We start from the raw sequence: 15,669 nt of genomic DNA, 5'->3' as shown, positions 1-15,669 counted from the left end.
ACCACCATGACGGACGCCGCCGCCCGGGTGTGACCGCCGTGATCACATCAGGACATCCGGGCGAACCTGCGCAGGTGGTCCAGGTCGGGCACGAGCACGTCCCGGCGGTAGTGGCTGATCACCACCCCGGCCTTGCGCAGGTCGCTGAACGCCTTCTCCGCCGTGCGGGGTTTCATGCCCGCGATGGAGGCCAGTTCGACCTTGGTCAGCGGGATGCCCAGCGTCCAGCCGCCGCGTTCCTCTCGGCCGTAGGAGCCGACCAGCTCGGCCAGCACGCGGGCGACCCGTTCGGCGGCGGAGTGGGACAGGAAGTCCCGGCGGCGCTTGTTGGCCCACCGCAGTTGGTCGTCGATGACGCCGATCAGCTCCACGAACATGTCGTTGTGGCGGTTCATGAACGACGTCAGCTCGGCGCTGGTGATCAGCTTGGCGACCACGTCGCCGCAGGTCACGACGGTGGCGGAGCGGGGGCGGTGGTCCAGGGCGGCCATCTCGCCGACCAGGTCGCCCGCGACCCGGACCGCGAGCACGGCGGTGTCCCCGGCCTCGTCGGTGACCTGCACCTTGACCATGCCGTCCAGCAGCAGGAAGGCGTGGGTGTCCCGGGCGTCCTGCTCGATCAGCTCCCGCTCACCCGCGTAGCGCACCACCGTGCCGACGGTCAGCAGCTCCTGCCGGGTGTGGTCGCGCAACCGGCCCAGCAGGCTGTTCGCGGGCCACTGCGGGTCGGTGTTGACCGGGCCGTAGGGCGCGGACACCCGGTTCGGCGCCGGGCTGCGGGTCAGCGGGATCGCCGGGCGGGTGCGGCTGAGCAGCCGGGCGGCCTCGTCGACGGGCACGTGGACGTCCTCCAGGCTCGCGCCCAGGTCCAGGGTGTGGGTCTCGCACGCGCGCAGCTGGTGGGCGATCAGCCGGGACGCGGGGTGGTCCGCGCCGTGCACCGAGGAGACCCGGGCGGCGGCGATGCGGATGGTGTCCAGCGCGCGGCGGGCCTGCGTGTGGGCGCCCTCGACGCGGGCGACCTCCAGTTCGGCGGCGGCCAGGTTGGACTGGGCGACCAGGGTGTGCGGGTCGTCCGGGCCCAGTCGGGCGAACGCGGTGTCCGCGGCGGCGCGCAGGGCCGGCAGGGCGAGCTGGGTCTGGCCGGCGGCGCGGCGGATGCGGGCCAGCTCGAACTCCGCGGAGGCCAGGTTGGAGCGGGCGACCAGGGCCTTGGGGTGGTGCGGGCCGAGTGCGGTGATCGCCCGGTCGGTGGCCTCGCGCAGGTCGTCCACGGCGGTCGCGGCCTCCTCGGCGCTGCCCCGGTCGCGGGCGTCCTGGAAGCGGGAGGACCGCAGGTTGACCAGCGCCCCGATGGTCCGGACGTCGTCCGCGCCGAACGCGGCGGTGGCGCGCTTGAACTCCGCCTCCAGCAGCGGCAGCGCGCCGGCGGGGGTGGACAGCAGGTCCGGGGTGCCCGAGGAGGGGACGACGCCGATCGCCGCGAGCCCGGCCGTGCCGTGGCCGGCGGGGTGCCGGGCGGCGGCGCGGGCCTGGGCGTTCGCAGTGCCCGTGAAGGGCTGGGAGCTGGCGACGCCGGCGTAGGGCTGAGAGCCGGCGGTACCCGTGTTGGGCCGGGGGCCGGGGGTGCCCGCGTAGGGCGGGGAGCCAGCGGTGCCGGCGTAGGGCTGGGTGCCGGCGGTGCCCGTGTTGGGTCGAGGGCTGGCGGTGCCGGCGTAGGGCTGGCTACCTGCGTAGGGCTGGGTGCCGGCTGTGGTCCGGGTTTCGGGGGTGTGCCCGTGGAGTTCGGAGCGGGCGGCGCGGCCGTTGGGTTCGGAGCCGGGGGCGCGGCCGGGGAATCCGGAGCCGGGCGTGCGGGAGTAGGGCTGGGCGGTGCCACCGGCGGCCGGGTCGTGGCGGCGGGTGGTCGGCTCCGGCCCGGTCCGGGGCGGGACGATCGGGCGCGCGGCGGACGGCGGGGCGGCGGTGCGCGGGGTGGTGGGGGAGTCGGGGCGGCGGGGGATCGGTGCGGTGGTGATCGGGGCTCCGTTGGCGGCGGTGGTGATCGGTCCGGTGGTGATCTGGGCGGTGGTGATCTGGGTGGTGGTGTGGGCGGCGGGGTGGGGGATCGGGACGTCGGGTCCGGCGGTGTCGGTCCGGCCGCGGGCGACGGCGACCAGGTCGCGCTGGTCGCGCACCTTCGACGCCGCGTCGCTGCCGGGCTCGACCAGGTCGAGCATCGCGTCCAGGAGTTCCTCGCCCGCCTCGGTCGAACCGATCCGGGTCAAGGCGGTCACGCAGCGCAGCAGGCGGTCGAGGTGCCGCCGGGCGGTGGTGGCGTCGAGGGCGTCGGCCAGTTCGACCGCCAGGTGCTGGGCCTGGTGGCGGTCGGGCGTCGGGCGCGACAGGACGGATTCGAGTTCGACCACTCGGCTGTTCATCCGGCACTCCAGGTGGCTGGTGGTTTGCATCCGGCGGGGCATGGGGTCGACTCGTACTGCCGGCGTGGAATCGTTCCCCACAGCGCGGATATCGCGATGTGCGGGGCCGCGTTAGCCCGACCGGTGACATCGTTATGGTAGGAATGGCCGGAACGTCAACCCCCGCCGCAAAAGTGCGGAGACCTCGCGTTCTTCCGCTCGGGTGGCCGCCCATTCGCCGTTACCGCGAAAATGTCACGGAATGCGCTGGGAGCGCTCCCAGAATTGCTCCCGGTTTCTCGTGGCGCGCGTGCGCGACCAATTGCGGTGACGACTCAGCGTGCAGGGCGGCCGGCGCCGAGCCGGCCGGCCGACGTGGCACAGTTGCGCCATGCGGGTGGGGGTGTTGGGACCGCTGGCGGTCACGGCCGGCGGCGCGGCCGTCGAGATCGGCGGCACGCGCGTGCGGGCGCTGCTGGTGCGGCTGGCCCTGGGCGCGGGCCGGGTGGTCACCGTCGAGGAGCTGGCCGCCGCCCTGTGGCCCGACGACCGGCCCGCCGACCAGGTGGGCGCGGTCCGCTCGCTGGTGTCCCGGCTGCGCCGCGCCCTGCCCGACCCGGACGCGCTGCGCTCCGCGCACGGCGGCTACCGCTTGGACGTCGAGCCCGACGCCGTGGACGCCCACCGCTTCGACCGCCTTGCCCGCGACGCCCGCCGCGCCCTGACCGCGGGCGACCACGACACCGCCCGCGCGGTGGGCCGCGAAGCGCTGGAGCTGTGGCGCGGCCCGGCACTGGCCGACGTGGCCGGCGCCCCGTTCGCCGTCGGCTACGTCGCCGGGCTGGACGAAGCGCGGCTGGCCGCCGTCGAGGACGTCGCCGAGGCCGACCTGGCCTGCGGGCACGCCCGCCACCTGGTGGCCGAGCTGACCGACCTGGCCGCCCGCCACCCGCTGCGCGAACGCCTCCAGGCCCTGCTGCTGCGCGCCCTGTTCCACGCCGGCCGCCCCGCCGAGGCGCTGGCCGCCTACGAGGAGGTCCGCCGCAGGCTCGCCGACGACCTGGGCGCGGACCCCGGCCCGGAACTGCGCGCGGCCCACCGCGAGGTCCTGCGCGCCGAACCGCCCAGACCGGCCCGCGCGGGCAACCTGCGCGCCCCGCTGACCAGCTTCCTGGGCCGCGCCGACGACCTGGCCCGGGTCGCCGACCTGCTGGGCCGCCACCGGCTGGTCACCCTGGTCGGCCCCGGCGGCGCGGGCAAGACCCGCCTGGCCACCACCGCGGCGGCCGGCCTGCCCGAGGGCGCGTGGCTGGTCGAACTCGCGCCCGTCACCGACCCGGCGGACGTGCCCACCGCCGTCCTGGCCGCCCTGGGCCTGCGCGAGCAGCGCACCGTCGAGCGGGCCGCGCCGCGCCTGGACACGATGGGCCGCCTGGTCGAGACCCTGTCCCGCGCCGCCACCGTCCTGGTGCTGGACAACTGCGAGCACGTCGTGGACGCCGCCGCCCGCCTGGCCGAGGAGCTGCTGGGCCGCTGCCCGGCGCTGCGCGTGCTGGCCACCAGCCGCGAGCCGCTGGGCGTGTTCGGCGAGGCGATCGTGCCCGTGCCGCCGCTGGACGCCGACACCGCCGTGCGCCTGCTCGCCGACCGCGCCACCGCCGTGCGGCCCGGGTTCACCGCCGACCCCGACGAGCTGGCCCTGATCTGCCGCCGCCTCGACGGCCTGCCGCTGGCCATCGAACTGGCCGCCGCGCGCCTGCGCACGATGACCCCGGCGCAGCTGGCCGCCCGCCTGGACGACCGGTTCCGCCTGCTCACCGGAGGCAGCCGCACCGCCCTGCCCCGGCACCAGACGCTGCGCGCGGTCGTGGCGTGGAGCTGGGACCTGCTGACCCCGGCTGAGCGGGACTTCGCCGAGCGGCTGGCCGTGTTCCCGGCCGGGGTGGACCTGGAGGCGGCCGAGGCCCTGGTCGGGCCGGACGCGGTGGACCTGCTCGCGGCCCTGGTCGACAAGTCGCTGCTGACCCCGCCCGCCGACGGCCGCCACCGGATGCTGGAGACCCTCCGCGAGTACGGCCTGGAACGCCTGGCCGAGACCGGCCGCGCCGACGACGCCCGCGCCGCGCACGCCCGCTACTTCCGCGACCTCGCAGAGACCGCCGAGCCGCACCTGCGTGCCGCCGACCAGCTGACCTGGATCGCGCGCCTGGAGGCCGAGCGGGACAACGTGCTGGCCGCGCTGCACTTCGCCGCCGACCGCGGGGACGCCGACACCGCCGTGCGGATCGCCGCCGCGATGGGCATGTTCTGGACCATGCGGGGCAACCGCGCGGAGTCCGTGGGCTGGTTCCGGCTGGCGCTGGACGTGCCAGGCGGGTCGCCGCCCGTGGCCCGGCACGTGGTCACGGCGTTCCTGCTGGTCAACGACGCGGTGTCGAACGGCTTCCGCACCTTGGAGGCGCACACGGCCCGGTTGCGCGCGCTGGCCGAGGAAGCCCCACCGGACCACCCGGTCCTGTTCCTGCTGGAGCCCATGCTCGCGGTGCTGTCCGACCGCACGGAGTGGGCGCTGGGCGCGATCGACGCCCGCCTGGACCGGGCCGAGCCGTGGACCAGGGCCGTGCTGTGGCTGATGCGCGGCGCGGTGCGCGAGAACGTCGGCGACATGGTCGGCGCGCGCGACGACACCGAGACCGCCGTCGAGGCCTTCCGCGAGGTCGGCGACCGCTTCGGCCTCGGCCAGGCCCTCGCCCAGGCCGCAGAGGCGCACCTGGTGTTCGGCGACGCCGCGCGGGCCGTGGAGGTGCTGGCGGACTCGATCGCGCTGACCCGCGAACTGGACCCCGACGACGACACCGCCCACGAACGCCTCCTGCTCGCCCACGCCCGCGTCCAACTGGGCGACTTCCCGGCGGCACGGGCGGAGGCGGAGCGGTTGACCCGGGAGACGGGGCGACCGTGGACGGCGCGGGCGACCACCCTGGCCCGGGTGCTGCTGGGCGACCTGGCCCGGTGGGAGGGCGACCTGGTCGAGGCGGCCCGGCAGTACGAGATGGCCGAGGTCGTGGCCGAGGAGGTGCCGCAGATCGCGCCGCAGTTCCAGGCGTTGGTGCTGTGCGCGCGGGGGCACTTGGCGGTCGTGCGGGGCGAGCCGGTCGACGACTTCGTGGCACGGGCGGCGGACGCGGCGCTGTCGGTGTCGGACATGCCCGTGCTGGCCCGGGTGGCCGTCGTCGTAGCCGCCGACCGCGCCCGCCACGGCGACTCCGCCGGCGCGGCCGAACTGCTCGGCGTGGCCGCCCAACTGCGCGGCGCACCGGACGCGGCCAACCCGGAGGTCTCCCACCTGACCGACCGCTTGCAGGCGGACATCGGCCCCGCCGCCCACGACCTGGCCTACGCCACGGGCCGCACCTTGACCCGCGACGAGGCCCTGTCCCGCGTCCACCGCCGCTAAGCCGCTGGCCCCACCCTGCCTCGCGCCGGCCCTGCCCCGCCCGCGCCTTGCCCCCGCCCGCGTGCCGGCTGCCCCCGCGTGGCCCGCCCGCGTGCTGGCCTGTCCCGCGTGCCAGCCGGTGGTGTGGTGGGCGTGGCCTCCGGCCCCCGATTCGATTGTCCCACAGGGGACCGACAGTTCCGGGTGGTCAGGCTCGGCGGCGGTAGGCCCGGACTGCCAGCGGCGCGAACGCCACCACGAAGGCCGCCGACCACGCCAGCGTCCACGCGACCGCCCCGGCCACCGGGCCGCCGACCATCAGGCCGCGCGCCGCGTCCATCACGTGCGTCACCGGGTTGACCTCCACCCACGACCGCAGCCAGGACGGCAGGGTCGAGGTCGGCGCCATCATGTTCGTCCCGAACGTCAGCGGGAACAGGGCCACGAACGCGATCCCCTGCACCGCCCCCGGCTCCCGCACCAGCATCCCGACCAGCACGAACGCCCAGCTCACGCTGAACGCGAACAGGATCACCAGCAGGCACCCCAGCAGCGCGGGCACGAACCCGGTGCCGAACTCGAAGCCCATCAGCGTCCCGAACACCAGCAGCGACACCACCGCCACCACGTACCGGATCAGGTCGCCCAGCACCGACCCGACCAGCGGCGCGGACCGGCCGATCGGCAGGCTGCGGAACCGGTCGAACACGCCCTTGCGGATGTCGGTGTTCAGGTTCACCCCGGTGGCCATGCCGCCGAACATCGTCGTCTGCACCATGACCGCCGGCAGCAGCACCTGGAGGTAGTCCTGCGTGGACCCGGCCACCGCCCCGCCGAGCAGGTAGACGAACACCACCAGGAAGATCACCGGTTGCAACGTCACGTCCAGCAGCTGTTCGGGCGTCCTCATGGTCTTGATCAGGCTGCGTCGCGCCAGCGCCAGGCTGTGCCGGACCAGCGCGAACGGCCGTGCGGCGGTCTCGGCGACGACCGGTCGCTCCAGGACGGTGCTCATGCCGCCTCCTCCTCGGTGTGCTCGCCGGTCAGGGTGAAGAAGACCTCGTCCAGGCTGGGCAGCCGCAGCGACAGCTCGGTCACCCCGATGCCCAGCACGTCCAGCCGCTTCACCACCTCGGTGAACGCCGCGTCCCCGTCGACGGGCACGGTCACCACGCCCCGGCTCGGCGACTCCGGCTGGTGCCCGGACACCGCGGCCAGCACGGCGGCGGCGTCGGCGAGCCGGTCCGCGTCGGACGGGCGGACCAGGATCGTCTGGCCGCCCACCACGTTCTTCAGCTGCGCGGGCGTGCCGTGGGCGATCACCCGGCCGTGGTCGATGACGGAGATCTCGTCGGCCAGCGCGTCGGCCTCCTCCAGGTACTGCGTGGTCAGCAGGACGGTCGCGCCGTCGGCGACCAGGCCGCGCACGACGTTCCAGATGTCGTCGCGCTTGGCCGGATCCAGGCCCGTGGTGGGCTCGTCCAGGTAGATCACGTCGGGGCGGCCGACCAGGCTCGCGGCCAGGTCCAGCCGCCGCCGCATGCCACCGGAGTAGGTCTTGGCGGGCCGGTTCGCCGCGTCGGTCAGGTCGAAGTCGGCCAGCAGTTCGGCGGCGCGGGTCCTGGCCTCGGTGGTGCGCAGGTTGAGCAGCTGCCCGATCAGCACCAGGTTCTGCGTGCCGGTCAGGTCCTCGTCCACCGACGCGTACTGCCCGGTCAGCCCGATCAGCCGGCGCACCCGCGCGGGGTGGGTGACCACGTCGAACCCGCCGACGGCCGCCCGGCCGCCGTCCGGGCGCAGCAGGGTGGCCAGGATGCGCACCGCGGTGGTCTTGCCCGCGCCGTTGGGTCCCAGCACCCCCAGCACCGTGCCGGTCCGGGCGGCGAGGTCGACGCCGGCCAGCGCGGTGGTCTTGCCGTACCGCTTGACCAGGCCTTCCGCCTCGAAGGCGTAACTCATCGGATGTTCCCTCCTCGGTTGTTCGAGGTGCAGGGAACAGGGCCGGCATGTCATCGGGCGGGCAGACGCGTGCCGGCCGCCTGACACGCTCCGGATGCCGGACCCGCCGGACGGCGCTAGCGTGGGGCCGCCCCGGACACCACACCACCGGCAGGTGCACCGTGCTCACCACGAACCCCGCGCCCGGCACCCCCAACTGGCTGGACATCGGCAGCCCGGACCCCGACCGCACGGCCGCCTTCTACACCGGCGTGTTCGGCTGGGAGACCAGGAGCTTCGGCACCGGCGGGTACGCGTTGTTCCTGCACGAGGGCAAGACGGTCGCGGCGGTCGGGACGCTGGACGAGGGCGCGTCCTCGGCGTGGACCATCTACTTCCACAGCCCCGACGTGTCCGCCACCGCGCAGGCGACCCGCGACGCCGGCGGCCACGTGCGGCTGGAACCGGTCGAGGTGCCCGGTGGCGGGCGGCTGGTGCAGCTGACCGACCCGGGCGGCGCGGAGTTCGCCGCGTTCGAGCCGGGCGCGAACGCCGGGCTGGAACTGGTCACCGAGCCCGGGTCGCTGGCGTGGACCGAGCTGCACAGCCCCGAACCGGACACCGCTCGCGCGTTCTACCGGGCCGTGCTGGGGTGGGACGCCACGGACATGCCGATGGCCGGCGGGCACTACACGGTGTTCACACCGGCGGGCGGGGACGAGGGCTCGTCGTTCGGCGGGGTGGCCCCGTTGCAGGAAGGCCATTCGCCGCACTGGCTGCCCTATGTGGAGGTCGTCGACACGGACCGGGCCGTCGAGGACAGCACGTCCCAGGGCGGCACGATCGTGATGCCGGCGACCGATTACGAGGGCGTGGGTCGGATGGCGTGGCTGGCTGACCCGTTCGGTGCACGGTTCGCGGTGATCACCAGTTCCACTTGAGATCTCCGCAAAAACAGGGGTAGTGCGATCGAGCGACGGCGCTTGTTCGACGAGCGCTCACGTTGCTAGCGTGCCCGAGTCGTTGCCCGGCCGGCATGGCACACCAGGTGGGAAGAACACCTGGTCCTGACGGATGTGTCGCACCTTCCACCCGACTTTCCCGTCGGGGGTGCCGTCGACCGAGCATGGAGGCAGTCGATGACCGTTGCCCATGACGACCCGCACGTCCACCGGCTGTTCGAGCGGCTGGCCCTGCTGGCCACCGACCGGGAGGGCGATCCGGCCGCGTTGCACGAGCAGCTGGTCGAGCTGGCGGTGGCCAACTCGCCCGACGTGGCGCGGTACTGGAAGCAGGTCGGCACCGGGGTCGGGATTCCCGCCGAGGCGTACAAGGACGGCGGGCCGCACCTGTTCCCCGACGAGCCCGCCGTGCGCGAGTTCCGCACCAGCGGCACGACCGGCGCCGTGCGCGGGCGCGTCCGTTACACAAGATTGGGGTTGACGCTCAAAGGGATCGCGATCCGCGCCAACGCGCGGCGAGACCTCATCCCCGACCCGGTCAAGCCCGCCGTGGTGGTGTTCGCGCCCACCGAGCAGGCCGCGCCGGACATGGCGATCGCCTTCGACATGGCCCGAATCCGGGAGGAATGCGGCGATCCGGACTACAGCGCGTCGGTCATCGGCGCGGACGGCGTGGACTACGAACTGTTGAGCCGGACGCTCGACCGGGCCGTTGCCGACGACATGCCGGTGGTGATGGTCGGCGCGAGCTTCGCCTACGTCAACGTGTGCGACCGGTTATCGGCTGAAGGCCACAGCTGGGAATTACCGGCCGGGTCGCGGATGTTCGACGGCGGTGGGTTCAAGGGACGCTCCCGGGTGATGCGGGTGGACGACCTGCGCGACGCCGTGCGGCGCGTGTTCGGGATCGAGCGGTTCGGCAACATCTTCGGCATGACCGAGCTGGCCAACCAGCACTACGACAGCTCGGACGTGCCGGTCGGTCCGTTGGGGGAGCGGCCCAAGGCGTGGCGGCACTTCGGCGGGCCTCGGGTGCGCGACCCGCGCACTCGCGAGTTCGTCCAGCAGGGGCAAGGCTTGGTGGAGATCACCGACCTGAGCCTGCTCGACCGGCCGCACGTGCTGCTGACCGGGGACGTCGGCATCGCCCACCCCGACGGCGTGGCCATCGCCGGACGTGTCGCCGGCAGCACCAGCCGGGGTTGCTCCCTGTCGCTGGACGAGCTGACGGGAGGCCGGTGACATGGCGGTGTCGTGGGTGCCCGCGTGGGCGGGCGCGACCGAGTCCTTCACGTTGACCTCCGGGGATCACGAGTGGCCCGGCGTGCGCCCGGTGGACTGGGCGGTGGCAGGGGAAGGGTTGCGGCGGGCGCACGAACGGCTGCGGGAGCTGCCCGTGCGGCGGATCGTCGAAGCGATCGATGTGGTGGCCGAACTGTGGGCGAAGCGGGACTTCCCGTTGCGCCGCAAGGCGGTCGAGGACGCCGTGAAGGTGACCGGCATGTCCGCCGAGACCGTCGACCGGGCGTTGGACGCCGAAGTGGGCAACCTGCGCACCGGGTCGCTGATGGCCGCGTTGGAACGGGAACTGGGCGATCCCGAGGTGCTGGACGGGTTCCGCGGCGGCACCCGGGCGATCGGCCCGCGCGTGACCCTGGCGGTGTTCTCCGGCAACGTCCCCGGCCTGCCGGCGCGGTCGCTGGTGCGGGCGCTGCTGGTGAAGTCCGCGCTGATCGCGAAGGTCCCGGCCAAGGAGCCGAACTTCACCGCGGCCTTCGTGCGGTCGCTGCACGAGGTCGAACCCGTGCTGGCCAACGCCGTCCTGGCCACCTACTGGGACCGGTCGGACGAGACCACCCTGACCGCCGCGCTGGCCGAGGCGGACGCCGTCGTCGCCTACGGCAGCGACGCCGCGTGCGCGGCGATCCGGGCCAAGGTGCTGCCCCACCAGGTCTACGAGGAGCACGGCCACAAGCTGTCCCTCGGGATCGTCAGCGACGCCTACGCCCGGCTGCACGGACCCGCCGAGGTGGCGCGGCGGATCGCCGCCGATTGCAGCGACTTCGACCAACACGCCTGCCTGTCGCCCCAGGTCTACCTGGTGGACCGGCGGTGCGCGCGTGCGGTCGCCGAGCACGTGGCCGACGCGATGCGGCGGGCGGCGGCCGACTGTCCACCCGGGACGGTCGGTGACGAGGACGCGACCGTGTTGCAGCACCGGCGGATCATCGCCGAGTGGCGGGCGGCGAGCACCGCGTCCGGCGAGGTGTGGGCGCCCGACGGTCTGGAGTGGACGGTCGTGCTGGACGACACCCTGCTGCCGCTCAGCGGCTCGGGCAACCGGGTCGCGCGGATCGTCGCCGTGCCGGACCTGGCCACCGCCGTGGACGTGATGCGCCCGTACGCCCAGCACTTGCAGAACGTCGGCCTGGGCGCGGTGGGAGAGGAGTTCCGGCGCACCGCCGAGGACCTCGCCCGCCTGGGCGCGAGCCGCATCGCCGCGCCGGGCGAGATGAGTCGCGCCGGCCTGGAATGGCGGCACGACGGGCAACCGCGCATCGCTGGACTTCTTCGGTGGTGCGACATCGACAAGCACCCGGAACTGGCCGCCACAGCGGGCTGAATCCGTCATAGCCTGAGCCTGCGTACCACTGGGGAGCACTGGGGGAAGGGGACACCCATGCCTGTTTCGGGTCTGCGCGAGCGGGACGTCCGCCGCATCGCCGAAGCCGTCGAGCACGTCCGCCGCACGGGTACCAAGGAGGCGCTGGACGCCGTCCTGCCGGGGCTGGACCTGGTGCGGCACCTGGAGTTCGTGCACGGCGCACTGCTGGTCGTGGCGCCGGACGTGGACGCGGCCGTGGCCGAGCTGGTCCGGCTCGGGGTGCGTCCGCGCGACCCGGTGCCCAGCGTGGTGGTCCGGGAGCGGTTGGCGCGGCGGTTGGGGCGGGAGGACCTCGACGTGTGGATCGTGCACGCCGTGGTCGGCGGCGGGCCGCGCGAGCTGGAGCTGTTCGTGCTGTGCGGCGACTTCCCGGACGTGCCCGGCGACGAGGAGCACCTGGCGTTCCGCGCGTCGACCGACGACGAGGTGGTGTTGCGAGGGCTGTACGAGCAGTTGGCGGACGCCGGTCTCACGCCCGATGGTGGCGGGTACAACAAGCACGAGGACGTGACCGTGCTGTACCTGCGGGGCGCGCGGCGCATGGAGCTGACCGTGCCGGGGCACCGGGAATCGTTGCTGCGCAGGCACCTGGGCCGCCCTGACCAGGCTCGGCGCGACTTGTTGACGCTGATGAGCGGTGCGTGGCGAACGCGGTCGCTGGCGGTGGTGGCGGAACTGGGCGTGCCGGACCTGCTCGCCGCCGGGCCGCGCACGACCGCCGAACTTGCCCTGTCGACGGGCGTGCGGGCGGACAACCTCGGGCGGGTGCTGCGGTACCTGGCGGCGCTGGGGGTGTTCGCGCCGACCCGGGACGGGTGGGCGCTCACCGCGACCGGGACGTTGCTGCGCGGCGACGTCGAGGGCTCGCAGCGGGACCTGGCCAGGCTGTACGGCGGGCTGTTCTACCGGTCGTTCGGGGCGTTGGAGCACACCGTGCGGACCGGCGAGTCGGCGTTCACCGAGGTGTTCGGGGCGGACCCGTTCGACCACTTCGCCGCGCACCCGGCGGACGCGCGGCTGTTCGAGCGCGGGATGGCGGCGGGGGCGAGCTTCCTCAAGCTCGTGCCCGCCGCGCTGGACCTGCCCGCCGAGGGGGTCGTCGTGGACATCGCCGGCGGTGACGGCCACCTGCTCGGGTACGTGCTGGCAGGTGCGCCCGGCTTGCGCGGTGTCCTGTTCGACCGGCCGCACGTCATGGACGCGGCGCGGACCGTGCTGTCCCGGTTCGGCTGCGCGGACCGGGTTTCCCTGGTGCCGGGCGACTTCTTCCGGGACCCGGTGCCCTCCGGCGGCGACGTGTACCTCCTGTCGCGCATCCTGCACGACTGGGACGACGAGCGGTGCACCACCATCCTGTCCGGCATCCGCACCGCCGCCGCGCCCGGCGCGACGCTCGTGGTGGTCGAGCGGCCCGTCCCGGAGACCCACCTGGAGGAACTCCCGCTCGCGTGGGACGTCCACATGATGGTCAACACCGTCCACGGCCGGGAACGCACCCCGACCGAGTACCGGACCCTGTTGGCGTCCAACGGCTTCCGCCTGGACGAGATCCGACCACTCCCTTTGGACATGGCCGTCCTGACCGCCACCGCCGTGTAACCGCTCTCACGAAGCGGGCGTGTGACCGCTCTCACCGTCCCACATCACGGAATTCCGTTTCCTCGCCGTGCGGGTGCGCGGCGAGGATCGGAACATGGCAATGGTGAGCGAGCCCGAGGTGTCGACCCGTACCGGGCCGTTCGTGCCGTTGCTGGCGGTGAGCCTGCTCACCGGTACGGGCTACGCGCTGGCGTTCCCGTTCCTGTCGCTGTTCCTGGTGAAGGAACTCGGCGCGAGCCCGTTCGCGACCGGCGCGTTCCTGCTGTCCGGGGCGGCGTCGTCGCTGATCGTCAGCACCCTCATCGGCAGGCTCTCGGACGCCCGCGCGATCCGCCGCACCATCATGATCACCGCGTCGGTGGCCGGTGGCGTGGGCTACGGCTTGTTCGCGATCCTCCGCAACTACTGGCTGCTGTTGGTCGTCTCGATCGCGCTGCTGTCGGTGGCGTCCGCCCTGATGCCCCAGCTGTTCGCCTACGCCCGCCTGGTCCTGGAACGCGCTGGCTCCACCCGCGGGCCGCTGGCGATCAGCACGTTGCGAACCATGATGTCGGTGTCCTGGGTAGGCGGCCCACCCTTGGCGGCGTTGCTCATCGACATCAGCGGCTTCCCCGGCCTGTTCGGCTCCGCAGCCGTCATCTGCCTCCTGAGCGCAGGCGTCACAGCCTTCTTCCTCCCCGAACCAACCGCACCCGAGGCCAGCACCAGCACCCCCACCGACACCACAGGCCCCCGCCGCGAGATCATCTTCGCCGCCATCGCCTTCACCCTCCTCCAAGGCGCAACATCCGTCGGCGTGACCGCGATGCCCCTCTACATCACCGACGTCCTCCACGGCACCACGTCGGACGCGGGTTTGGTCCTGGGCATCTGCGCGGCTCTGGAGATCCCGCTCATGCTCGGCTTCGGCGCACTGGGCATGCGCATCGACCTGCGCAAGCTCGTCCTGTCGGGTGGTGCGGTGGCCTTGGCGTACTACACGGTCATGCTCACCACGACCGCAACCTGGCAGGTCATGGCCGCCCAACTCCTGCACGCCACGGTCATCTCGGCGGTGATGGGCGTGGGCATCTCGTACTTCCAGGACATCGCCCCAGACCGCCCCGGCTACGCTACAACTCTGTACACCAACACCATGAAGCTCAGCGGCATGCTGGCCGGCCCGCTGTTGGCAGTGTCAGCCTTCTTCGGCTACCGCAGCGCCTACGCGATCGGCCTGACCATGTCCGCCCTGGGCTTGGTGTTCCTACTGGCAGCCCGCCGCCACAACTCCCAGGGATAAACGTTGGACCTGCTGGACCGCCAACAGAAGTTGCAGGCCGAAGCAGAGGACGTCCTGACGTCCCTGGACCTGATGACCCACCTGAGCAGGCTGGGCAAGCCAGTCCGAACAGGCAGCGCGGCGCTGGGCCTGATGGTCAAGCGAGACATCGACATCACGGTCGTAGTCCCCACCCTGAACATGGCCCCCGTGGCCACCCTCGGCGCCCACCTGTCCCTGCACATGCAGGTCCGAGTAGTCCAAATCCGCAACGACACGGGCCACTGGAACACCGACCCGAACTACCCGGACGGCCTCTACCTGGGCGTGAAGTACGACCAGGACTGGAACCTGGACCTCTGGTTCGTGGACGACCCAACCCGCCAACCCGACCTGCACCACGCCGCCACCTTCCCACCCAGGCTCACGGAGGAGACGAGGGCGGCGATCCTGCACATCAAGCACGACTTCCCGGAGTACCGAAGCCTGGAGCTGTACGAGGCAGTGCTGGACGGCGGCGTGCGCACAGTGGGGGAGTACATCCGGTGGCGTGAAAGCCACTGAGTACTCCGCCCTTTTAGGGAGAACGGACGCCGGTTCGTTGGTACGACTGTCCCCCTGAACAAGGGGGGACAAGATCAATGGCACCTAGAAGGATCGGCGGCGCAGGCGGTGGCAGCGACCCTGCGAACAAGGGCAGCAACGCGGGGGCGGTAGTCCTCGCGGGGGTGGTCGCGCTAGGGGCGGCCGGCGGCAGCGCCGGCATCAGCACGATCAGCGAACTAACCGGCACCACAACCAGCCAATCCATCTCCGCCCGCACAACCAACGGCCAACAAGCCGCCAAACGCGGCGACACGAACTCCGCCTGGCGACAATTCAAGATGCGAGAACGCCAACGCACTCTCAAACAACAAGCGGAATGTGTAACCTCCTCGTACGGTCAGGTCCAAGACTACTTCCTACAACACCGCTGCACCTCAATGGACAAGATCCTACTGGCGGTAGAGGACGACTCCGGCAACACGGCCGTCATCTCAGTAGTGTGGACAAGCTTCAGCAGATCAAAAGACGCCAGCGGCTTCAAAACCCTCATGGACAAACACGGCACCGGTGACATCACTCCTCTAGCAGGCGCACTGCTAAACCTGTCCGACATCCACTTCAACGGCCACAACTACGGCTCAACCCGATCCGGCAACACCATCACCACAGCCGAAGCCGAAACCGCAACCGGCCATCTGGAACCCGAGATCCTCGACGCCTTGGCAGAGGTGGCCGCCCACATGCCCAAACCCTAGAACGGCAAGCTCTTCGGCGGAGCCGGCAAGTGGCAGTCCACCGAGGAGGACACAGCGCAACTTGGGCTTCTTGCTTGTGTCATCCCCGTATGGCCTGCCCGAAGGGCT

11 protein-coding genes are annotated in these 15,669 nt (G+C 72.6%); 8 read left to right on the top strand and 3 right to left on the bottom strand.

The window, feature by feature from the left end:
- Positions 1-47: 47 nt before the first annotated feature.
- On the bottom strand, positions 48-2,420 hold the full coding sequence (locus WBN91_RS15095; RefSeq protein ID WP_337724368.1) for a cyclic nucleotide-binding domain-containing protein: 2,373 nt from the start codon (positions 2,418-2,420) through the stop codon (positions 48-50).
- Between the two features lie 370 nt (positions 2,421-2,790).
- Here WBN91_RS15095 and WBN91_RS15090 point away from each other — a divergent pair, with 370 nt between their 5' ends.
- Positions 2,791-5,856, top strand: a complete 3,066-nt coding sequence (locus WBN91_RS15090; protein WP_337724367.1) for a BTAD domain-containing putative transcriptional regulator — start codon at positions 2,791-2,793, stop codon at positions 5,854-5,856.
- A 187-nt stretch (positions 5,857-6,043) separates the two neighbouring features.
- On the opposite strand, the gene WBN91_RS15085 is transcribed toward WBN91_RS15090, so the two are convergent.
- Positions 6,044-6,850 (bottom strand): ABC transporter permease, encoded by an 807-nt coding sequence (locus WBN91_RS15085; protein WP_337724366.1) that lies wholly within the window; start codon positions 6,848-6,850, stop codon positions 6,044-6,046.
- Positions 6,847-7,794: an ATP-binding cassette domain-containing protein gene (locus WBN91_RS15080; RefSeq protein WP_337724365.1), complete on the bottom strand. Its 948-nt coding sequence runs from the start codon at positions 7,792-7,794 to the stop codon at positions 6,847-6,849. Before WBN91_RS15080 ends, WBN91_RS15085 begins: the two co-directional genes overlap by 4 nt.
- 161 nt (positions 7,795-7,955) lie before the next feature.
- On the opposite strand from WBN91_RS15080, the gene WBN91_RS15075 reads away from it, so the two are divergent.
- The 7 genes from WBN91_RS15075 to WBN91_RS15045 all read left to right on the top strand — a co-directional run bounded on the left by WBN91_RS15075 (position 7,956) and on the right by WBN91_RS15045 (position 15,561).
- Positions 7,956-8,714 carry a VOC family protein gene (locus tag WBN91_RS15075; RefSeq protein ID WP_337724364.1) on the top strand — a complete coding sequence of 253 codons (759 nt, stop codon included), beginning with the start codon at positions 7,956-7,958 and terminating at the stop codon, positions 8,712-8,714.
- Between the two features lie 198 nt (positions 8,715-8,912).
- A complete protein-coding gene (locus tag WBN91_RS15070; protein ID WP_337724362.1) occupies positions 8,913-9,977 on the top strand; it encodes a LuxE/PaaK family acyltransferase in 1,065 nt (354 codons plus the stop codon).
- Position 9,978: 1 nt separating this feature from the next.
- Positions 9,979-11,358, top strand: coding sequence for an acyl-CoA reductase (locus WBN91_RS15065; RefSeq protein WP_337724361.1), 1,380 nt, complete (start codon positions 9,979-9,981; stop codon positions 11,356-11,358).
- A 57-nt stretch (positions 11,359-11,415) separates the two neighbouring features.
- Positions 11,416-12,999: a methyltransferase gene (locus tag WBN91_RS15060; protein ID WP_337724360.1), complete on the top strand. Its 1,584-nt coding sequence runs from the start codon at positions 11,416-11,418 to the stop codon at positions 12,997-12,999.
- A 94-nt stretch (positions 13,000-13,093) separates the two neighbouring features.
- Positions 13,094-14,281, top strand: coding sequence for a sugar efflux transporter (locus WBN91_RS15055; protein WP_337724359.1), 1,188 nt, complete (start codon positions 13,094-13,096; stop codon positions 14,279-14,281).
- Positions 14,282-14,284: 3 nt separating this feature from the next.
- Positions 14,285-14,824: a hypothetical protein gene (locus WBN91_RS15050; protein WP_337724358.1), complete on the top strand. Its 540-nt coding sequence runs from the start codon at positions 14,285-14,287 to the stop codon at positions 14,822-14,824.
- A 77-nt stretch (positions 14,825-14,901) separates the two neighbouring features.
- The gene (locus WBN91_RS15045) at positions 14,902-15,561 is read left to right on the top strand and encodes a hypothetical protein (protein ID WP_337724357.1); all 660 of its coding nucleotides are present in this window, start codon (positions 14,902-14,904) and stop codon (positions 15,559-15,561) included.
- Positions 15,562-15,669 lie beyond the last annotated feature (108 nt).

This window comes from Saccharothrix sp. CCNWYY140, from assembly GCF_037401995.1.
GTDB lineage: Bacteria > Actinomycetota > Actinomycetes > Mycobacteriales > Pseudonocardiaceae > Actinosynnema.
The sequence above is the reverse complement of the archived record's forward strand: the minus strand, read 5'-3'. Positions and strand labels throughout refer to the sequence as shown.